The sequence below is a fragment of the Streptomyces sp. SID8352 genome (assembly GCF_009862265.1).
Taxonomy (GTDB): Bacteria; Actinomycetota; Actinomycetes; order Streptomycetales; family Streptomycetaceae; genus Streptomyces.
Genome location: NZ_WWGX01000001.1, coordinates 126908 through 144364 on the forward strand (window position 1 = coordinate 126908; position 17457 = coordinate 144364).

General features: G+C 76.0%; 12 protein-coding genes and 1 pseudogene. 8 read left to right on the top strand and 5 right to left on the bottom strand.

Annotation, left to right across the window (positions count from 1 at the left end):
- The first annotated feature begins 93 nt into the window (after positions 1 to 93).
- Positions 94 to 981 carry a GNAT family N-acetyltransferase gene (locus GTY84_RS00570; protein ID WP_161224000.1) on the top strand — a complete coding sequence of 296 codons (888 nt, stop codon included), beginning with the start codon at positions 94 to 96 and terminating at the stop codon, positions 979 to 981.
- 159 nt (positions 982 to 1140) lie between these two features.
- Entirely contained in the window at positions 1141 to 2559 is a 1419-nt protein-coding gene (locus GTY84_RS00575; RefSeq protein WP_161224001.1) for a PAS domain-containing protein, read from the top strand.
- 318 nt (positions 2560 to 2877) lie between these two features.
- Here GTY84_RS00575 and GTY84_RS00580 read toward each other — a convergent pair whose 3' ends face one another.
- Positions 2878 to 3633: an SIS domain-containing protein gene (locus tag GTY84_RS00580; RefSeq protein WP_161224002.1), complete on the bottom strand. Its 756-nt coding sequence runs from the start codon at positions 3631 to 3633 to the stop codon at positions 2878 to 2880.
- A gap of 285 nt (positions 3634 to 3918) precedes the next feature.
- Between GTY84_RS00580 and GTY84_RS00585 the strand changes: the two genes are divergently transcribed.
- Positions 3919 to 4611: a metal-dependent transcriptional regulator gene (locus GTY84_RS00585; protein ID WP_161224003.1), complete on the top strand. Its 693-nt coding sequence runs from the start codon at positions 3919 to 3921 to the stop codon at positions 4609 to 4611.
- A 700-nt stretch (positions 4612 to 5311) separates the two neighbouring features.
- Positions 5312 to 6346, top strand: a complete 1035-nt coding sequence (locus GTY84_RS00590; RefSeq protein ID WP_161224004.1) for an alpha/beta hydrolase — start codon at positions 5312 to 5314, stop codon at positions 6344 to 6346.
- 690 nt (positions 6347 to 7036) lie between these two features.
- Here the strand turns inward: GTY84_RS00590 and GTY84_RS00595 are convergent.
- The 3 genes and pseudogenes from GTY84_RS00595 to GTY84_RS00605 form a co-directional block, all read right to left on the bottom strand.
- Positions 7037 to 8601 (bottom strand): annotated as a pseudogene (locus GTY84_RS00595) (transporter).
- Between the two features lie 86 nt (positions 8602 to 8687).
- A complete protein-coding gene (locus GTY84_RS00600) occupies positions 8688 to 9464 on the bottom strand; it encodes an ABC transporter ATP-binding protein (protein ID WP_161224005.1) in 777 nt (258 codons plus the stop codon).
- Positions 9465 to 9642: 178 nt separating this feature from the next.
- A complete protein-coding gene (locus GTY84_RS00605; protein WP_265292889.1) occupies positions 9643 to 10305 on the bottom strand; it encodes a bifunctional DNA primase/polymerase in 663 nt (220 codons plus the stop codon).
- A 275-nt stretch (positions 10306 to 10580) separates the two neighbouring features.
- Between GTY84_RS00605 and GTY84_RS00610 the strand changes: the two genes are divergently transcribed.
- Both GTY84_RS00610 and GTY84_RS00615 read left to right on the top strand, forming a co-directional pair.
- Positions 10581 to 11966 (top strand): transcriptional regulator, encoded by a 1386-nt coding sequence (locus GTY84_RS00610; RefSeq protein WP_161224006.1) that lies wholly within the window; start codon positions 10581 to 10583, stop codon positions 11964 to 11966.
- 201 nt (positions 11967 to 12167) lie between these two features.
- On the top strand, positions 12168 to 14075 hold the full coding sequence (locus GTY84_RS00615) for a hypothetical protein (protein ID WP_161224007.1): 1908 nt from the start codon (positions 12168 to 12170) through the stop codon (positions 14073 to 14075).
- A gap of 450 nt (positions 14076 to 14525) precedes the next feature.
- Here GTY84_RS00615 and GTY84_RS00620 read toward each other — a convergent pair whose 3' ends face one another.
- A complete protein-coding gene (locus tag GTY84_RS00620; protein ID WP_161224008.1) occupies positions 14526 to 15878 on the bottom strand; it encodes an ABC transporter substrate-binding protein in 1353 nt (450 codons plus the stop codon).
- Between the two features lie 117 nt (positions 15879 to 15995).
- Between GTY84_RS00620 and GTY84_RS00625 the strand changes: the two genes are divergently transcribed.
- A complete protein-coding gene (locus tag GTY84_RS00625; RefSeq protein ID WP_161224009.1) occupies positions 15996 to 16496 on the top strand; it encodes a hypothetical protein in 501 nt (166 codons plus the stop codon).
- 46 nt (positions 16497 to 16542) lie between these two features.
- Positions 16543 to 17424 (top strand): formyltetrahydrofolate deformylase, encoded by an 882-nt coding sequence (purU, locus tag GTY84_RS00630; protein WP_161224010.1) that lies wholly within the window; start codon positions 16543 to 16545, stop codon positions 17422 to 17424.
- Positions 17425 to 17457 lie beyond the last annotated feature (33 nt).

Below are 17457 nucleotides of genomic sequence, written 5' to 3' on the forward strand. Positions count from 1 at the left end.
GAACGGCTCCCCGCACGTTCAACCGGTTTTTCCGGCGAGCTGTCGTGGATCAAGCATTGAACGCGTGTGCGCTGGTCACCTAGCGTTCGCCGTATGACACGGACACGACGGTGGACGGTATCGAGCGGCTCGGTGTTCGAGGAGCGGATCGGGTACTCGCGGGCCCTGGTCGACGGGGAGCGGGTGTACGTCTCCGGGACGACCGGGTTCGACTACGCGACCATGACCATCCACGACGACGTGGTGGAGCAGACCGAGCAGTGCCTGCGGAACATCACGGAGGCGCTGGCCGGGACGGGGTGCACCGTCCTGGACGTGGTGCGGGTGCGCTACATGCTGCCCGTGCGGGAGGACTTCGAGGCGTGCTGGCCCGCGCTGCGCCGGGTGTTCGGCGAGGTGCGGCCGGCGGGCACGATGACGGTGTGCGGGCTCGCGGACGAGCGGATGCGCATCGAGATCGAGGTGGACGCCCGGCGCGCCCGGCTCACCCCGGGCGACGGGCGCGGGCTGCGGATCGAGGCCGTCGGCGGGGACGGGCCCGGCGCGGGAGCCGGGGGCGAGGGGGCCCCGCCGGAGGACTGGCGCGCGGTGCGCGACGCCGTCGGACCGGCCGCGGCGCCGACGGCCGCCGGACCGGCGCGGCCGGACGCGCGCGACCTGCGGGCCACCGCCTACCTGGGCGGGCTCGCCGTCGGCTGCTCCACCGTGCGGCCGCCCGCGGACGGCGGGTCGACGGCGACCGCGACCGTCGGGGTGCTGCCCGCCTTCCGGGGCAGGGGCATCGGGACGGCGCTGTTCGAGGCGGCCCTGGCACGGGCCCGGGAACGGGGCGCCGGAACGGTGCGGACCGAGGTCCCCGCGGCCGACGGGGACGGGCTGCGGTTCGCCCGGGGGTGTGGTTTCGTCGAGCGAAAGCGGTATGTGCCGGACGGCGGGAGTGACGAATGGGTCGAACTGTGGTTGGCGCCCCGCGCCTCCTGAGCGCGCCGCCCGCCGGAATGGCGGCGGGTATGGCGCTGACCGGGGTGAATGCCGGGTTTCCGCGGCACGACGATTTCCGCAATCTTCCGGGAAATCCGTGTGTGCTGCATCACGTTCGAGTTGAATGATGTCCAGTGACGCAGCCTGCAGGGGGTCCAGGTGAGTGCTTCCCGGCGTAGTGGTGGGGCCACCGACGAGCTGGGCCCGGACGGGCCGGAGCGGCCCGGCCGGGTCGGCGCCGACCTGCTGGCCGCGCTCCTCGACGGCATGGACGCGGCCCTGTGCGCCTTCGACGCCGAGGGGGTCGTCACGCACTGGAACCGCGAGGCGGAGCGCATCCTCGGCTGGAGCGCCGCCGAGGCCGTGGGACGGCAGGGGTTCGCCGGATGGGCCGTCCGCAGCGCGGACGCCCCCGAGGTCGAGCGGCGGCTGCTCTCCGCGATGCGGGCCCCCGGCCGTCAGGTGCACGAGTTCGCCCTGGTGACCAAGGACGGCGGCCGGGTCCTGGTGCGCACCCAGTCGGCGGCCGTGCGCGGCCCGGACGGGGCGCCCGCGGGGGTGTACTGCGCCTTCAGCGAGGTGCACGCGCAGATCGACCTGGAGCGCTCCATCGCGCTGAGCGAGGCGCTGCTGGAGGGGGCGAGCTGGGGCGTCGTCCTGGTCGACGTCGACCTGCGCCCGGCGGTCGTCAACGCGTACGCGGCCCGCGCGCTGGGCGCCGGGCGCACCTCGGTGCTGGGCCGGCCGCTGGGGGAACTGCTCTCGCAGGGCGCGGAGGAGCTGGAGAACGCGCTGACCCACGTCCTGGCCGAGGGCGCCCCGCCCGCCCCGGCGGAGATGTGGGTGGGGGTGCGCACCCCGGAGGGCGAGCGGCGGCGGTGCTGGCGCAGCGGCTTCGTGCGGCTGGCCTCCCCGCTGGCCGAGGAGCCGGTGCCGCTGGGCGTGGGCTGGCTCTTCCTGGACGTGACGGAGGCGAAGCGGGCCGAGCAGGAGGGCGCGCTGCTGCGGTTCCGGACCAACCAGCTCCACCGGGCGGCGCGGGCGGCGGCCGAGTGCGAGGACCCGGCCGAGGCGGCCACCGTCCACCTGGACTTCGCGCTGGCCGGGTTCGCCGATCACGCGCTGGTCGACCGGGTCGCGGGCGGTCCCCGCCGGGAGCCGGGGGACACCGCGGAGGGCGCCGCCCCGGTCCGGCTGGTGCGGGTCGCGGCCACGCCCTCGGGCGCGCCGGGGCCGAGCGCGCCGGGCGGCGCGGCCGGGCTGCCGGTGCGGTACGCCCCGGGGCACCCGGCGGTGCAGAGCGTGGAGCGGGCGGGGCCGGTACGGGCGAGCGCGGGCCTCGGCGCGGTGCCGGAGGAGCGGGCGAAGGCGTGGGCGGCGACCCGGCAGTGGCCGGACGGCACGGTGCACGCCCTGTGCGCCGTGCTGCGCAGCCGGGGACGCACCCTCGGTGCCGTGACGTTTCTGCGCAGCTCGGGCCGGTCGCCCTTCGAACGCGCCGACGTGACCTACGCGGAGGCGGTGGCCGCCCACATCGCCACCGCCCTCGACCTGGCGGGCGAAACGGCGGAGGGCTAGGGCCTCTCGTCCGGATCAGCCCGGGCTCGCGGGGGCCGGCCCGATCCAGACGAAAGACCCTGGCGGCCCGGAATGGGCCGGGGCGGCCGGAGGGGCCGCTCGGCGGGGTCGGACGCGGGCTCGGCCGGGCGGGGCGGAGCCTCCGCGGGCACCCACGTCCACGTGCGCGGACGCATGGGGCGCGCGGACGTGCGGGCGGCGGAGAGGGGCGGCGCGGAGCGCGGCCCGGGGTCCCGGCGCCGCCTCCCGCACCGCCGGGACTCCGGGCCTGACCGCCGTGCCGCCTCCCCGCACCGTCCCTTTCCCGGGCGCGGCGGATCAGTTGTGGTAGAAGATCCGGTCGCCGTACTCCTTCATCACGCGGTTGTTCCAGTCGTGGCCGCCGTCGACGTTGCCGGAGCGCAGGAGCGGGGGCTCGATGCCCCGGTCGGCGAGGACCCCGGCGGCGGTGGCCATCACGGACTGGAGGAGCGCGGTCGTCACGGCGGTCGAGGCGGGGGCGAAGGGCGCGGCGACGGTGTCGAGGCTCAGCTCGGCGTCCCCGACGGCGATCTTGGAGTCCAGGACGAGGTCGCAGTGGTCCTTGAGGAAGGTGCCCGAGGTGTGCCGGGAACTGGTCTCGTCGGCGTAGGCGACCGACGTCACGCCGATGACCCTGACCCCCTTCGCACGGGCGTCCACGGCCATCTCGACGGGCAGCGCGTTGCGCCCGGAGAGCGAGATGATCACCAGGACGTCGCCCGCGCGCAGCGGGGAGGTGTCCAGGACGGCGCCGGCCAGTCCGTAGACGCGCTCCAGGGCGGAGCCGAGGGTGGCCGGCACGACGTCGACACCGACCGCGCCGGGCACCGCGAGCAGGTTCATCAGGGCCAGCCCGCCGGCCCGGTAGACCACGTCCTGGGCGACGAGGGAGGAGTGGCCCGCTCCGAAGGCGAAGAGGCGCCCGCCGTTCTCGACCGTGTCCGCGATCAGCGTGCCGGCCGCCCCGATGGCGTCGGCCTCCTCGTCACGGACGCGTCGCAGCAGATCGATCGCCGCGTCGAGGAACTGGCCGGCCAACTTGCGGTCGCTCATGCGGGGGCCCCTTCGGTGGTGGCTGTGTCGCGGATCACCGTGCGGTCTGGACCACTGCGGTGTCAATACGACGGTACGGCCGTACCGCGACGGGGTACGGTGCCCCGCCACCGACCCCGCCACCACCCCCCGGCGCCGCCCCGGCGCGGGTGCGCGCGCCGTGCCGCCGCGGCCCGGTACGGCCGGAGCGACACGGTTGTCCGTGGTATGCGTCAGTATTGATGCCAGGGCCAGCGCACGCGCCGGTGGGCCTCGGCTCCCGGCAGATCACATCAAGGGGCACGTATGTCCGGACTGATCGACACCACGGAGATGTATCTCCGCACCATCCTGGAGCTCGAAGAGGAAGGTGTGGTCCCCATGCGTGCCCGGATCGCGGAGCGGCTCGACCAGAGCGGTCCGACGGTCAGCCAGACGGTGGCGCGGATGGAGCGCGACGGCCTGGTGGCCGTGGCGGCCGACCGCCATCTGGAGCTGACCGACGAGGGGCGCCGCCTGGCCACCCGGGTCATGCGCAAGCACCGCCTCGCGGAGTGCCTGCTGGTCGACGTGATCGGCCTGGAGTGGGAGCAGGTGCACGCCGAGGCCTGCCGCTGGGAGCACGTGATGAGCGAGGCGGTCGAGCGCCGCGTCCTGGAGCTGCTGCGGCACCCGACCGAGTCCCCCTACGGCAACCCGATCCCGGGGCTGGACGAGCTGGGGGAGGCGGAGGAGGCCGACCCCTTCCTCGACGAGAGCATGGTCTCGCTCGCCGACCTCGACCCGGGCGGCGAGGGCAAGACGGTGATCGTGCGCCGCATCGGGGAGCCGATCCAGATGGACGCGCAGCTCATGTACACGCTGCGGCGGGCGGGTGTGCAGCCCGGCTCGGTCGTCAGCGTGACGGAGTCGGCGGGCGGCGTCCTGGTGGGCAGCGGCGGTGAGGCCGCGGAGCTGGAGGCGGACATCGCCTCCCACGTCTTCGTAGCCAAGCGCTGAACCCCGCGGAGGGCCCGCCGGTCCGCCCGGCGGGCCCTCCGCGCCGCAGCGCCCGCCATCCGCGGTGCCGCGGACCGGAGCGCGGCACTCCGGGGCGTCCCGTGCGAGGCTGTCCGCGGGACGCGGGGCGCCGTCGTCGCACTGCCCCGTTCAACCGGGGGGCGGGCCCGGCGGCCCGGGCGCGCTCCGGTGTGACGGGCGCGCTCCGCTGTGCCGGGCTCCGGCCCGTGCACCGGTCGTGCCCGGGTCCGGCCCGGTGCGGCGGGAGGGCGTACGGACCGCCGTCGGGCGTACGGGAACGCGAGCGTGGATCAGGGGGCCCGGTGGCCCGGTGGTGCCGGGCCGGCCGGAGAGGGGGTGGAGGGGCGTGCCGTCGAGACGGAGAGGGCCCCGGCGCTCGAAGGCGCCGGGGCCTGTCCTCCCCTGTGCTGACCCGGAGCCCCGAGCTCTCAAGGTCACTTCCCGCGGACCGGTTTCCCCGAGCGGCCCGCCCCCCGCTGGAGATCTCCCCGCGGCGGAGGTGGTCAATCCCCGGGGGCTGTCACTCGATTGAGCGGTGTTGTCCAGCGAGACAGTGATGTCGAATAACCATTCGATACTCTGCGGGTGCCCCGCACAAAGGGGCGGCCCGCACGACCGGCGCAGCACATCAGAGCGCGACAGGCGCGACAGGGCGCGACACTTGGGGGTGCCAGGACCTATGGCGCGGCGTATCGACGTGATCGGGGCGGGTGGTCTCCGTCTCGCGGCATGGGAGTTCGGTGACCCTCCCAAGCCGGACGACTCCGATCGGTCCGGGGGGCCCGACGGGGGCCACCGGGGCGACGGGGCGGAGGGGGCCGGCGGGTCCGACGAGCCCGCTGACGGGGGTGACGAGCCCGGCGCGTCCGGCGGGGCGGGCCCGTCCGGCCGGGGCCCCGGCGTTCTGTTACTGCACGGACTGATGGGCCGGGCCTCGCACTGGGCGCCCACCGCCCGCTGGCTCTCCGCCCGCCACCGCGCCGTCGCGCTCGACCAGCGCGGGCACGGCCGCAGCGACAAGCCGCCGCAGGGCGCCCACACCCGTGAGGTCTACGTCGAGGACGCCGAGGCCGCGCTGGAGCAGCTCGGGCTCGGCCCCGCCGTCCTCGTCGGCCACGCCATGGGCGCGCTGACCGCCTGGCAGCTCGCCGCCAAGCGGCCCGACCTGGTCCGCGCGCTGATCATCTGCGACATGAGGGCCTCCGCCCTCGGCGGTGCCTCGCAGCACGTGTGGCGGGAGTGGTTCCGGGCCTGGCCGGTGCCGTTCGCCACGCTGGCCGACGTCCGCAAGTGGTTCGGTGGCGACGACCCGTGGATGGAGCACCCCAACCCCGCCCGGGGCGAGTTCTACGCCGAGGTGATGGCCGAGTCCCCGGACGGCTGGCGGCCGGTCTTCGACCCGGAGCACATGCTCCGCACCCGCGAGACCTGGGTCCACGACGCCCACTGGGAGGAGCTGGCCCAGGTGCGCTGTCCCACCCTGGTCGTCCGCGGCCTCGACGGCGAACTCGGCCGTGCCGAGGCCCAGGAGATGGTCCGCGTCCTGCCGCGCGGCCGGTACGCCGAGGTCGCCGACGCCGGCCACCTCGTCCACTACGACCAGCCGGAGGCCTGGCGGGCGGCCATCCTGCCGTTCCTGGACGGCCTCGGGGAGGCGGGGGAGGGCGTCGAAGCCGGGGGGACCGGGGTGCCGGAGAGCACCGGGGCCCCGTAGGACGGGGCCGCGCGGCGGAGCCCCGGGCCGTGCGCGGCCCCCGGGGCCGCCGAAGCCCTGGGGCGGGCGTGGAACACGGGTCCCGTTTCCCGGGGCCGGGGTGGCTCCCGGGCCCGTCCGCTCGGGTCCCGGTGACCCGGGCTCCCGGTCGTCCGGCCGACGGTCTTCCGGCCTTTCGTTCAGGGGCCTTGCGGCCCGGCCTTCCGGGTTCCGAGTCCTGGTCCTCCGATCCCGGGTGCCCTCTCGGCCTCCCGAATCCGGTTCTCCGGGGGCGACCCCAGGTCCGGTGTCGTGGGACCGGCGCCCCGGGACCCGTGGATGTCCCCCGAGCACCGTGCCGCCGGAGCCCCGGGGTGCGAGACCCGAGGGGAATTCCACCGGGGTGAGAGCCCGGATTCCCGGGAAGTCCCAGGGCGGAGCAGGAGCCGGTGGGCCTGGGCCGGAGCCGTGGCCCGGAGCCGTGGGCCGGGTTCGCGCGGTGCCGGGGCGGGGCGGAGTGGGACGTGCGGGCACGGAGCGTGGACCGGGCCCCACGCTGTGCCCGGGCCGGGCCTGCGCCGTGCCCGGGGCGGGACCGCCCGGTGCACGCCCGGGCGGGCACCGCAGGCGTGGCGCGGGGCGGGGGCCGGGGCGTGGCACGGGCGGTCCGGGGCGGTGTGGCGCGGGCGCCACCCCGCCCCGGACCCGTCCTCACCCCTTGCTGACCGCCGCCAGGATCTCCGGCAGCCGCGCGGCTGCCCGCGGTGCCGCCACCCGCAGCCCGAGCAGGGTGATCGCGGCGCCGTACACCGCGCCCACCGGCAGCACCAGCCACTCCAGGCTCTCGCCGGCCGAGGAGACGTGCAGCCAGACCGTCAGGGCGATCACCGGCGCGCACAGCAGCGCGGCCGCCAGCATCCCGCCGAAGATGGAGAACCAGGCGAGCCCCACCTGACCGGGGGCGACATTGCGGTGCCCCTCCTGCGGAACGGAGTAGGCGAAGCGGGCGGAGGCCCACGCGCCCGACGCCAGCATCGCGCCGAGCAGCGCGAAGGACAGCCCCAGTGCCCGCGGCAGCTTCCCCCACTCGCCCAGGACCGCCGTCGTCAGCACCGTGACCGCGGTGGCGTACGGGAGGGCCACCAGCAGCAGGGCCAGCGCACGCCCGCGCAGCTCGACGTAGGCGTCCCGGGGCGAGGAGATCGTCATGGCGACCATCCAGAACGCCGACGAGTCCTGCCCGAACTGGTTGTACATCTGGACGCCGAGCCTGCCCGCGGCGAAGCAGGCGAAGTACACCGAGCCGGTGCCCTGCCAGGCGTTGAACAGCGGCACGATCACTCCGATGGCCAGCGAGGTCACCCAGGCCGCCTTGGTCTTGGGGTCCCGCCACACATAGCGCAGGGTGCGCTCCATCACCGTGCCGGTCCGCCCCGGCGGCAGGAACCGGGCGAGCCCCGACGTGCCCCGGGCCCGGCCGGAGCCGCCGTCGGCGGCCCGCACCGTGGAGCCGTCCGGCGCGGTCATCAGCCGCACCAGGTGCCCCGCCCACATCCGCAGCAGCAGCACCAGGGCCACCGCGGTCAGCGCGAGCTGGGCCAGCGCGGTCCCGTACGCGCCGTCGCCCGCCGCCCGTACCGCGCCGACGGCCGACGCGGGCGGCACCCACCCCAGCACGTCCGCGACCGGGTCGAGCTGCCCCAGCCCGGAGGCGCCGAGCCGCTGCACCCCGAAGTTGACGAGCTGGGCCCCGATCGCGATGACCAGGCCGCTGAGCACCGCCAGGTCCCGTCCCTTGCGGCTGGTCAGCAGCCGTACGTTGGCGGCGGCCACGGTCCGCGCCAGCGTCACGCAGACCAGCGGCCCCAGGACCGCGCCGACCGCCCCGGCCAGCCAGGCCGCCGGGCCGTGCGCCAGGGCGACCACCGAACCGGCGAACACGCACAGCGTGAACAGCGGCCCGATGCCCACCAGCGAGGACACCAGCAGCGCCCGCACCAGCGGCCGGGGCCGCAGCGGCAGCATCACCAGCCGGGTCGGGTCGAGCGTCTCGTCACCGCCGGGGAAGAACAGCGGCAGCACCGCCCAGCCCAGCCCAGCCCCAGCACCGCAGCCAGCACCAGCACCGGGCCCGCCGCGTGCGGGTACCCGCGCAGGGCGACCAGACCGATGAGCTGGAGCACGGTGAACAGGCCGACGAAGACGGCCGAGGCGACGAAGACGGCCCGCCGCCCGCCCGACTGCCGCAGCCCGTTGCGCAGCAGCGACAGCTTCAGCCGGACGAAGACCGGGGTGAGGGCGGGGGCGGGCGGCGGAGCGGGGGACGGGGGCGCCGGTACCGCGCCCCGTGCGCCGGCCGTGCTCACCGGGCACCCCCACCGAGCCAGTCCAGCGCCGCCCCGGCGTCCCGGCCGCCCGCGCCCACGAGTTCGAGGAACGCCTCCTGGAGCGAGGCCGCCTCCCCGCGCACCTCCGTCAGCGGACCGGTGGCGCGGATGCGGCCCGCCGCCATCACGGCCACCCAGTCGCACAGCGACTCGACCAGCTCCATCACGTGCGAGGAGAACACCACGGTGGCGCCGGAGGCGGTGTAGCGCTCCAGCACGCCCCGGATGGTCTGGGCCGACACCGGGTCGACGCCCTCGAACGGCTCGTCCAGGAACAGCACCTCGGGGTTGTGCAGCAGCGCGGCGGCCAGCCCGATCTTCTTCCGCATGCCGGTCGAGTAGTCCACGACCAGTTTGTGCTGCGCCCCCGCCAGATCGAGCACCTCCAGCAACTGGGCGGCCCGCTTGTCGACCTCGGCGCCGGGCAGCCCCCGCAGCCGGCCCGAGTAGGCGAGCAGTTCGCGCCCCGACAGCCGCTCGAACAGCCGCAGTCCCTCCGGGAGGACCCCGATCCGGGCCTTCACCGCGACCGGGTCCCGCCACACGTCGTGGCCGGCGATCTCGACGGTGCCCCGGTCGGGCCTGAGCAGCCCGGTGACCATGGACAGCGTGGTGGTCTTCCCGGCCCCGTTGGGTCCGACCAGCCCGATGAACTTCCCCGCGGGCAGTTCGAGGTCGATGCCGCCCACGGCCACCTGCTGGCCGAACCGCTTCCACAGCCCCTGTACGCGCACGGCGCTCGTCGTCACCATTCGTCTCCCTCCGTCAAGCCGAAACCCTACGGTGGGAACCCCTCCCGGGGGCCGGACGGGACCCGGGGGCAACGGCGGGGCCGCCCCGGCGGAGCACCGGCGGAGGACAGGCGGAGGACAGGTGCGACGGCGCGGGGAGCGCGGGACGCGGTGGTGCGTTCCCCCTCCGCGGCGGCCCTCAGCGCTCCCGGGCGCAGGCGTACGCCAGCGGGGCGATCAGCTCCGCCGCGTCCGGCAGCCAGCGGTTCGCCGCCGTCGGCCGGCACACCCAGCGCACCGACCCCCACGCCCCCCAGCGGGTCGGCGGCGCCGCCACGTACCCGCCCGCGCCGAGCACCGCCAGGTCCAGGGTGGCGGGCGCCCAGCCCAGCCCCCGCACCAGGTCGGGCACCTTCGCCGCGGCACCCGGCAGCACCAGGAACCGCATCCGCCGATCCGGCGCCGACACCACCGGACCGGGCGCCGGTTCCCTGCGCTCCATCCGGGCCAGCGCCAGGAATCCGGCGGTCTCCGGCACCTCGATCACGTCGAACGACCGCCCCGTGGGCAGCAGTACGGACGCCTCCGGCCGCTCCCGCCACATGCGGCGGGCCACCGTCGCGCTGCCGGTGGCCTCGGCCGCCCAGTCCGCGCGCGCCGGGTGCGCGCCGGGGGCGGCGCACCCCGGATCGCCGCACGAGCAGTGCCAGGCACCGCCGTTCATTTCCAGCCAGGTGCCCGGGCACACGTCCCAGTGGCACTCCTCCGCGTAGCGCGCGGCGGCCTCCGGCGCCCGAACACCCCGGTCCCCGCGGCCCGCGACGGCCCCGGCGCCCGTGAAGGCGGTGATGGTCTCTTCCACACGGGTTCCAACTCCCCGTGATCATCGGGGGTTACGGAGCGGGGCGCGCGGGGATGGAGCACCGGTCCCGTCTCCGGGGCGCATGGGTGCATCTCCGGGGGCGCGCGGGAGGAACCCGGGCCCGCTCCGGGTAACCAGCCCTGGGGCCGGCAAGCCGCCGTCACCCCGGCAATCCGCGCAAGATGCGCAAGGCTCGCATTGTCGGCACGTCGACGGGGCAGTGATCCTCACGGTCGGATCGCAGGGTTCCGCCGAGACAGCATGGGGGTTACGGCATGGCCGCAAGGCCTCTCGTGGCACGGCAGCCGAACGAACGGCTGCAGGCGCTCATTCAGGAGGCGGGGTGCTCGAACGCCGGGCTCGCCCGCCGGGTCAACATGTGCGGGGTCGAGCACGGGCTCGACCTGCGGTACGACAAGACGTCCGTGGCGCGCTGGCTGCGCGGACAGCAACCGCGCGGCCGGGCACCGGCGATCATCGCCGAGGCGCTGGGCCGCAAGCTCGGCCGGACGGTCACGATCGACGAGATCGGCATGGCCAACGGCAAGAACCTGGCCTCGGGGGTCGGCCTCCAGTTCTCCCCGACGGTGCTGGGGGCCATCGAGCAGGTCTGCGAGCTGTGGCGCAGCGACGTGGGGCGGCGCGACTTCCTGGCCGGATCCTCGGTCGCGGCGTCCGCGCTGGTCGAGCCCAGCCGCGACTGGCTGATCTCCACCCCCGACCCCCAGGTGTCGCGGGCCGCCGGACCGCGCGTCGGCCGGGCCGACGTGTCCGCCGTGCGGTCGATGACCCAGTCCCTCGCCGAACTGGACCACGAGTACGGCAGCGGGCATGTCCGCCCGGTCGTCGTGCACTACCTCAACAGCGTCGTCTCCGGGCTGCTCGCGGGCTCCTACCGGGAGGCGGTGGGACGGGAGTTGTTCGCCGAGGTCGCCCGGCTGACCGAACTGGCCGGGTACATGGCCGTCGACACCGGCCAGCCCGGCCTGGCCCAGCGGTACTACATCCAGTCCCTCCGGCTGGCGCAGGCCGCCGGGGACCGCGGCTACGGCGGCTATGTCCTCGCCGCGTCCATGAGCCACCTGGCCGCGCAGCTCGGGAACCCGCGTGAGATCGCCCAGTTGGCGCGCGCCGCCCAGGAGGGCACCCGCGGCCGGGTGACCCCGCGCACCGAGTCGATGTTCCACGCCGCCGAGGCGCGCGGGCACGCCCTGCTCGGGGACGCGCGGTCCGCCGAGGCCGCCGCCGGACGGGCCGTCGGGGCGATGGAGCGGGCCGAGGCCGACACCGGGGACGACCCGGTGTGGATCGCCCACTTCGACGGGGCCTATCTGGCCGACGAGTTGGCCCACTGCCACCGGGACCTCGGCCAGGCCGAGGCGGCGGCCCGGTGCGCGCGGCAGTCCCTGGCGGGCCATCCGGAGTCCCGGGTGCGCAGGCGGGCCATCGGCCTGGTCCTGCTGGCCACCGCGCAGGTGCAGCAGCGCGAGGTCGAACAGGCCTGCCAGACCGCGCTGAAGGCCGTCGACCTGCTGGAGACCCTGCGCTCCAACCGGGGCGCCGAGTACCTGGAGGACTTCCAGCAGCGGCTGGAGCCGTACCGGGAGGAGGCGGTGGTACGGGAGTTCGGGGCGCGGCTGGAGCTGGCGGCGGCGGCGTGAGCGGCCGTCCGGCGGGAGCGTGAACACCCGGGGTACGGGCCCGTGATGAGCGGGCGGGGGCGTCAACAGCGTGTCCCGGCCCGGTTCTGTTACCGCCGTCACAGGGAAGGGGGCGGGGTCCCGGGCGGCGTGGCAGCGGGCTCCGGGGACCCGGTAGCGTGAGCCGACGATTCCGAAGATCCCCCATTCGTAGGAGTCCCGGTGACGCAGAGTGGACAGGGCGAGGAGCCCTCGGCGCGGCATGCGCGCGAAGGCATCGTGCTGCCCTCGGACGGCGGTGAGCCCGTACTGCCGGGACCCGCCGACGGGCCCGGCGGCCCCTACGCGGGCCCGCCCGCCCCGGCCTCCGCGCCGCACGGCGGCCAGGCGTGGGACCAGCCGTGGGGCCCCGGGCAGCAGCAGCCGCCCCCGGCCCCGAGCTGGCCCGCCCCGCCCGACACCCCGGGCTGGGGCGCGCCGGAGCCGGCCCCCTCCTGGCCCGGCGAGGGCGCGGGCCCGGCGTCCTTCGGCCCCGGACCACTGCCCCCCGAGGCCCCCCGTCCGCCGTCCCACGGCACCGTGCCGCCCCCCGCCGGCCCGCAGGGCCACGGCGCGGGGCATCCGGGCGGCGGCCACGGGCTCCCGCCCGGCGGGCAGGGCTTCGCGCCGGGCCCGCAGGGGCCCGCCGACGGCGCGGGGCAGGCGTACCCGCAGGGCCCGGCGTATCCGCAGGGCGGACCGGCGTACCCGCCGCACGGCCAGGACCCGGCGGCCCTCCACGGCTCCGCCCCCGTCGGTCCCGGACGGCCCGCCTACGGCTACCCGCACGTCCAGCAGGGCCCGCCCGGCGGTCCGGCGCAGCCCGGCTACGGCTATCCGCCGCCGGTCCAGGGCGCCGCGCACCCCGCCCCCGGTGCCCTGCCGCCCGGTCCGGGCGGCGCTCCCGGCGGGTTCCCCGGGGCCGACGAGGGCGCCACCCAGTACCTGCCGCCGGTCCCCGCCGGACCGGACGAGGGGGCGACCCAGTACATACCCCCGGTGCCCGCCGGGCCGGACGAAGGGGCCACCCAGCTCATACCGCCCGTCGGGCCGGGAGCCCTGCCGCCCGAGATGCCGCCCCCGACGTCCCCCGGCGGTGCGCACCACCCCGGGCACGCGCACCCGGCCGCCCCGGGGGCCGGCCCGGACGCCGAGGCCACCCAGTACATCGCGCCGGTCCCCGGCGGCCCCGGCCCTGTGCCGCCGTACGGCGCCGGGCCCGGCGCGGAGGAGGAACCGGCGCGGCCCCCGGCGGAGTTCGACAGCCTCTTCCGCAGCGGCCCTGGGGCGGACGGCCCCGCCTCGGCCACCCAGCAGATGCCCCGCTTCGAGGAGCCCCCGGCGCCCCCCGCCGCCCGCGGCGGCCACGCCCCGCCCGGGCCCGGCGGTCCGGGGGGCGGCGGCCGGAGACGTGCTGCGGGGGCCCGCTCCGGCGGCGGGCGCTCCCGCAGCAAGGTGCCGCTGATCGCGGCCGTCGGCGTCGGCCTCGCCGTCGTCGGGGTCGGGGCCGGTGCCCTGCTGGGCGGCGGAGGCGGCGGCGACAAGGGCGCGGGGCGGACCGTGGCCGCCACGGCGCCCCCCGCGGCCGACGAGCCCTCCGCCACCCCCTCCGAATCCCCCTCGCCCACCGTCGACCCCGTGCGGCAGCAGGCCGAGGCTTTGGACAAGCTGCTGGCGGAGAGCGGCAGCAGCCGGGCCACGGTGATCAGCGCCGTGTCCGACGTGCAGTCCTGCGAGAACCTTCCCCAGGTCGCCAAGGACCTGCGCGAGGCGGCCGAGCAGCGCACCGGGCTGGTCACCGGCCTCGGACAGCTCTCGGTGGACCGGCTGCCCCGACACGCCGAGCTGACCGACGCCCTCACCAAGGCGTGGCAGGCCTCCGCCTCGGCGGACAACCACTACGCGGCGTGGGCCGACCAGGTGGCCGGGCGCAAGGGCTGCAAGAAGGGCCGGGCCCGCACCACCGACCAGGCCCAGGCCGGCAACCGGGCCAGCGGCACCGCCAGCGCCGAGAAGGCCAGGGCCGCCGGGCTCTGGAACAAGATCGCCAAGAAGTACGGGCTGACCACCCGCCAGCCCACCCAGCTCTGACCCCCACCCAGCTCTGACCCCCACCCAGCTCTGACCTCCGCCCCGGCACCTCCGGGGCCCTCGGCGGCTCCCGCCCGGGGCGGGGCGGTGACCTCCCGGCGCGGGGTGGTCCGGCCCGGTTCACCGGGGGCGGCTCTCGCCGCCGCCCGGCCCGGAGGGGCGTCGGCCTCCCCTCGCGAGGTGGTCCGGTGGTCGTCCGGCTCCGTGGGCGGGGCCGACGCCCTCCGGCTCGGGGGACGGCCCGGAACCTGCCCCACATCTGCCCGGCTCCGGTGCGGCGCGAGGGTCCTCGGTTCCGGGGCCGTCCGGCGACCGTTCCCGTCCCTCGTTCCCGGGGCCGGGCGCCCGTCCTGTGCCGGGGCCCGGTGACGTTCCGTTCCGGCAAGACCCCGGTACCCGTCCGGTTCCGGGGTGGCCCGGGAGCGCCGGGGGCGGCACGGTACGGCCGGCTCAGCCCGCGTAGCCGTCCCGCAGGATCGCGGTCGTGTCGAGGGTCTCCGCGCGCGCCGAGACCAGCTTCCCCTCCCGTACGACCTGCAACGTGACCTCGGTGTTGACCAGCCGGGGGAGGCCGACGGCCGCCAGCCTCTCCTGGAACCGCCACCGCAGCGTGGGGGTCAGCCCGCCGGTGTCGATCTTCAGCCCGTCGTTGAGGGCACGGGTGAGGGCGTGGGCGGTCACCTCGCCGCCGCCGAGCGACTCGACGGCCTCCCTGAGCACGCTGTACGCGATCCACGTCGTCTGCACCCCGGCGTCCGCCGGGTCGACCGCGTTGTCGCCGAACGCCTGCTCCCGGATCACCCGCTTCATCCCCTCCCAGCGCGGATCGCTCACCACCGGGTACCACCCCGCGATGTACGAGCCCTCGTACGGCCCGGACGCGCCGCCGGAGGCGTTGACCGCCGTCTGGTCGGCGCTGCCCAGCACCGTCGCCGTCCGCACCCCGGGGCGGTCCCGGCCGGCCCGGCGGAAGGAGTCCATGAAGGTGACGGTGCGGTCCCCGAGCACCGGGACCACGCAGCCCGGCCGCCGCGCCCCGTCCGTCGTGCGGCGCAGCGCCTGCTCCGCCTGGTGGTCGTAGGCGGTGGCGTCCTCGGCGGCGCGCTCGTCGTGGGCCGGGCCGTGCCCGCCCGAGGTCAGTCCGGAGTCCAGCAGCGCGGGCAGCCGGTCCCCGGCGAGGGTGTCCGGGCGGATCAGCGCGACCGGCCCGCAGTCGCGGGCGAGCACGTCGCCGAGCCCCGCCAGCAGCGTCGGCTGGCCCCCGTTGACCGGGTAGGACAGGGGGCTGGTGAACTCCGCGCCGGTGACGCCGTAGCCGCCGATGTAGGGGATGCCGGCGCCCTCCAGCACCGTCATGAAGGAGTCGGGGTACTGGCTGTAGGAGCCGACGACCGCGACGGCCCCCTCCTCCACCGCGCGCCGGGCGCACTTCGCGGCGCTCACGTTGTCGTTGCGCTCGTTGCAGGTCAGGACGTTGAGCGGGCGGCCGTTCAGCCCGCCGTGGGCGTTGACCCAGCGGGCGTAGGCGAGGGCGAGGGCGGGCATGCCGGGCTTGTTGGTGGCGCCGGTCTCCTCCGGGGCCCAGGTCATGACGGTGACCGGGGCGTCCCCGCCGCCCCCCGTGGCGCCGGGGACCACCCCGCAGCCGGCCGTCAGCGAGACGCACGCCAGCAGCGCGCCCGCGGCGAGCGTGCCGGAACGGACCCGCCCGGAACGCCCCGAACGCCCGGGGCGGCCGAGGGGTCCGCGGGGTCCCGAACGGTCGCGGAGGAAGGTGCTGCGCGTGCGTCGCCTGCCGGTCATGGTCACGCACGATTCCGTCACGCGGATAACCTGGAAGTGACCCCCGGACAATGCGTGGTGACACCGGCGTGAATTGCGGGGGCGAATGGGGTTCTGGTGAAGGGGAACGTACGATCGATGACCGTGCAGGGTTCGGAGAACACTTCCCGTCGTGGCCGTCGCTCCTCCACCATGGGCGGCATGCCACTCAACGACATGCCGTGGTGGCGCTGGCGCAGCCAGGTGCGCTCCGCGCTCCACATGCTCTCCGCGCCCGACTTCCAGCGCGAGGTCTGGCTGGCCGGCACCCCCGGCTACGGTGACGTCACCGACGCGGTCTACCGGCTGGTGGAGGACACCTGGCTGGACCACTGGTCCGCCGAGAAGTACGTCGGCACGATCTTCCGCGACTCGCAGGAGGCGGCCCTCGTCGACACCGCGGTGCTGCGGGTGCTGCGGATCATGCACCAGGTCGGCCCGGACGCGCCGGTCGCCGCCTACCTCGAGCACGCGGACTGGCCCGAGGCGATACGGGCGGCCCGGGACGCGCACGTGCGGCTGGCCGCCAGCGACGGGGAGGACCCGGACGCGGAGCCCCGCAGCCTGGAGGCGCTCTCCCTGATGACCCGGTCCGTCTGACGGAACGGACCCCGCCGCCGGGACCGGATATGGGACCCTGTCCGGCATGAACGAGCAGTCCGCCCCGTCCGCCGCCCAGGCCGCGCAGTACGTCCTCACCCTGTCCAGCCCCGACAAGCAGGGCATCGTGCACGCCGTGTCGAGCTACCTGTTCATGACCGGCTGCAACATCGAGGACAGCCAGCAGTTCGGGGACCACGACACCGGGCTGTTCTTCATGCGCGTCCACTTCTCGGCCGAGGCGCCGGTGACCGTGGAGAAGCTGCGCGCCAGCTTCGCCGCCATCGGCGACTCCTTCCACATGGACTGGCAGATCAACCGGGCCGACCACCGCATGCGCGTCGTGCTGATGGTGAGCCGGTTCGGGCACTGCCTGAACGATCTGCTCTTCCGGGCCCGGTCGGGGGCGCTGCCGGTCGACATCGCCGCCGTCGTCTCCAACCACACCGACTTCGCCGAGCTGGTCGGGTCCTACGGCATCCCCTTCCACCACATCCCCGTCACGCGGGACACCAAGGCGGAGGCGGAGGACCGGCTGCTGGAGATCGTCCGCGAGGAGGACGTCGAACTCGTCGTCCTCGCCCGGTACATGCAGGTCCTCTCCGACGACCTGTGCAAGCGGCTCAGCGGCCGGATCATCAACATCCACCACTCCTTCCTGCCGAGCTTCAAGGGCGCCAAGCCCTACCACCAGGCGCACGCCCGGGGCGTGAAGCTGATCGGCGCCACGGCGCACTACGTGACGGCCGACCTCGACGAGGGCCCGATCATCGAGCAGGAGGTCGAGCGGGTCGGCCACGACGTCACCCCCGACCAACTGGTCGCCGTCGGCCGGGACGTGGAGTGCCAGGCGCTGGCGCGGGCCGTGAAGTGGCACGCGGAGCGGCGCATCCTGCTCAACGGGCGCCGCACGGTGGTCTTCGCCTGAACCCGGGCGCCCCGGGGCTCCGGGGCGCCCGGG

What these genes read in the sequence shown, in the direction of transcription:
- GTY84_RS00570 (WP_161224000.1), top strand. Translation starts at nt 94, where the DNA reads ATGACACGGACACGACGGTGGACGGTATCGAGCGGCTCGGTGTTCGAG.
- GTY84_RS00580 (WP_161224002.1), bottom strand. Translation starts at nt 3,633, where the DNA reads ATGAGCGACCGCAAGTTGGCCGGCCAGTTCCTCGACGCGGCGATCGAT.
- GTY84_RS00585 (WP_161224003.1), top strand. Translation starts at nt 3,919, where the DNA reads ATGTCCGGACTGATCGACACCACGGAGATGTATCTCCGCACCATCCTG.
- GTY84_RS00590 (WP_161224004.1), top strand. Translation starts at nt 5,312, where the DNA reads ATGGCGCGGCGTATCGACGTGATCGGGGCGGGTGGTCTCCGTCTCGCG.
- GTY84_RS00600 (WP_161224005.1), bottom strand. Translation starts at nt 9,464, where the DNA reads ATGGTGACGACGAGCGCCGTGCGCGTACAGGGGCTGTGGAAGCGGTTC.
- GTY84_RS00610 (WP_161224006.1), top strand. Translation starts at nt 10,581, where the DNA reads ATGGCCGCAAGGCCTCTCGTGGCACGGCAGCCGAACGAACGGCTGCAG.
- GTY84_RS00620 (WP_161224008.1), bottom strand. Translation starts at nt 15,878, where the DNA reads ATGACCGGCAGGCGACGCACGCGCAGCACCTTCCTCCGCGACCGTTCG.
- GTY84_RS00625 (WP_161224009.1), top strand. Translation starts at nt 15,996, where the DNA reads ATGACCGTGCAGGGTTCGGAGAACACTTCCCGTCGTGGCCGTCGCTCC.
- purU (WP_161224010.1), top strand. Translation starts at nt 16,543, where the DNA reads ATGAACGAGCAGTCCGCCCCGTCCGCCGCCCAGGCCGCGCAGTACGTC.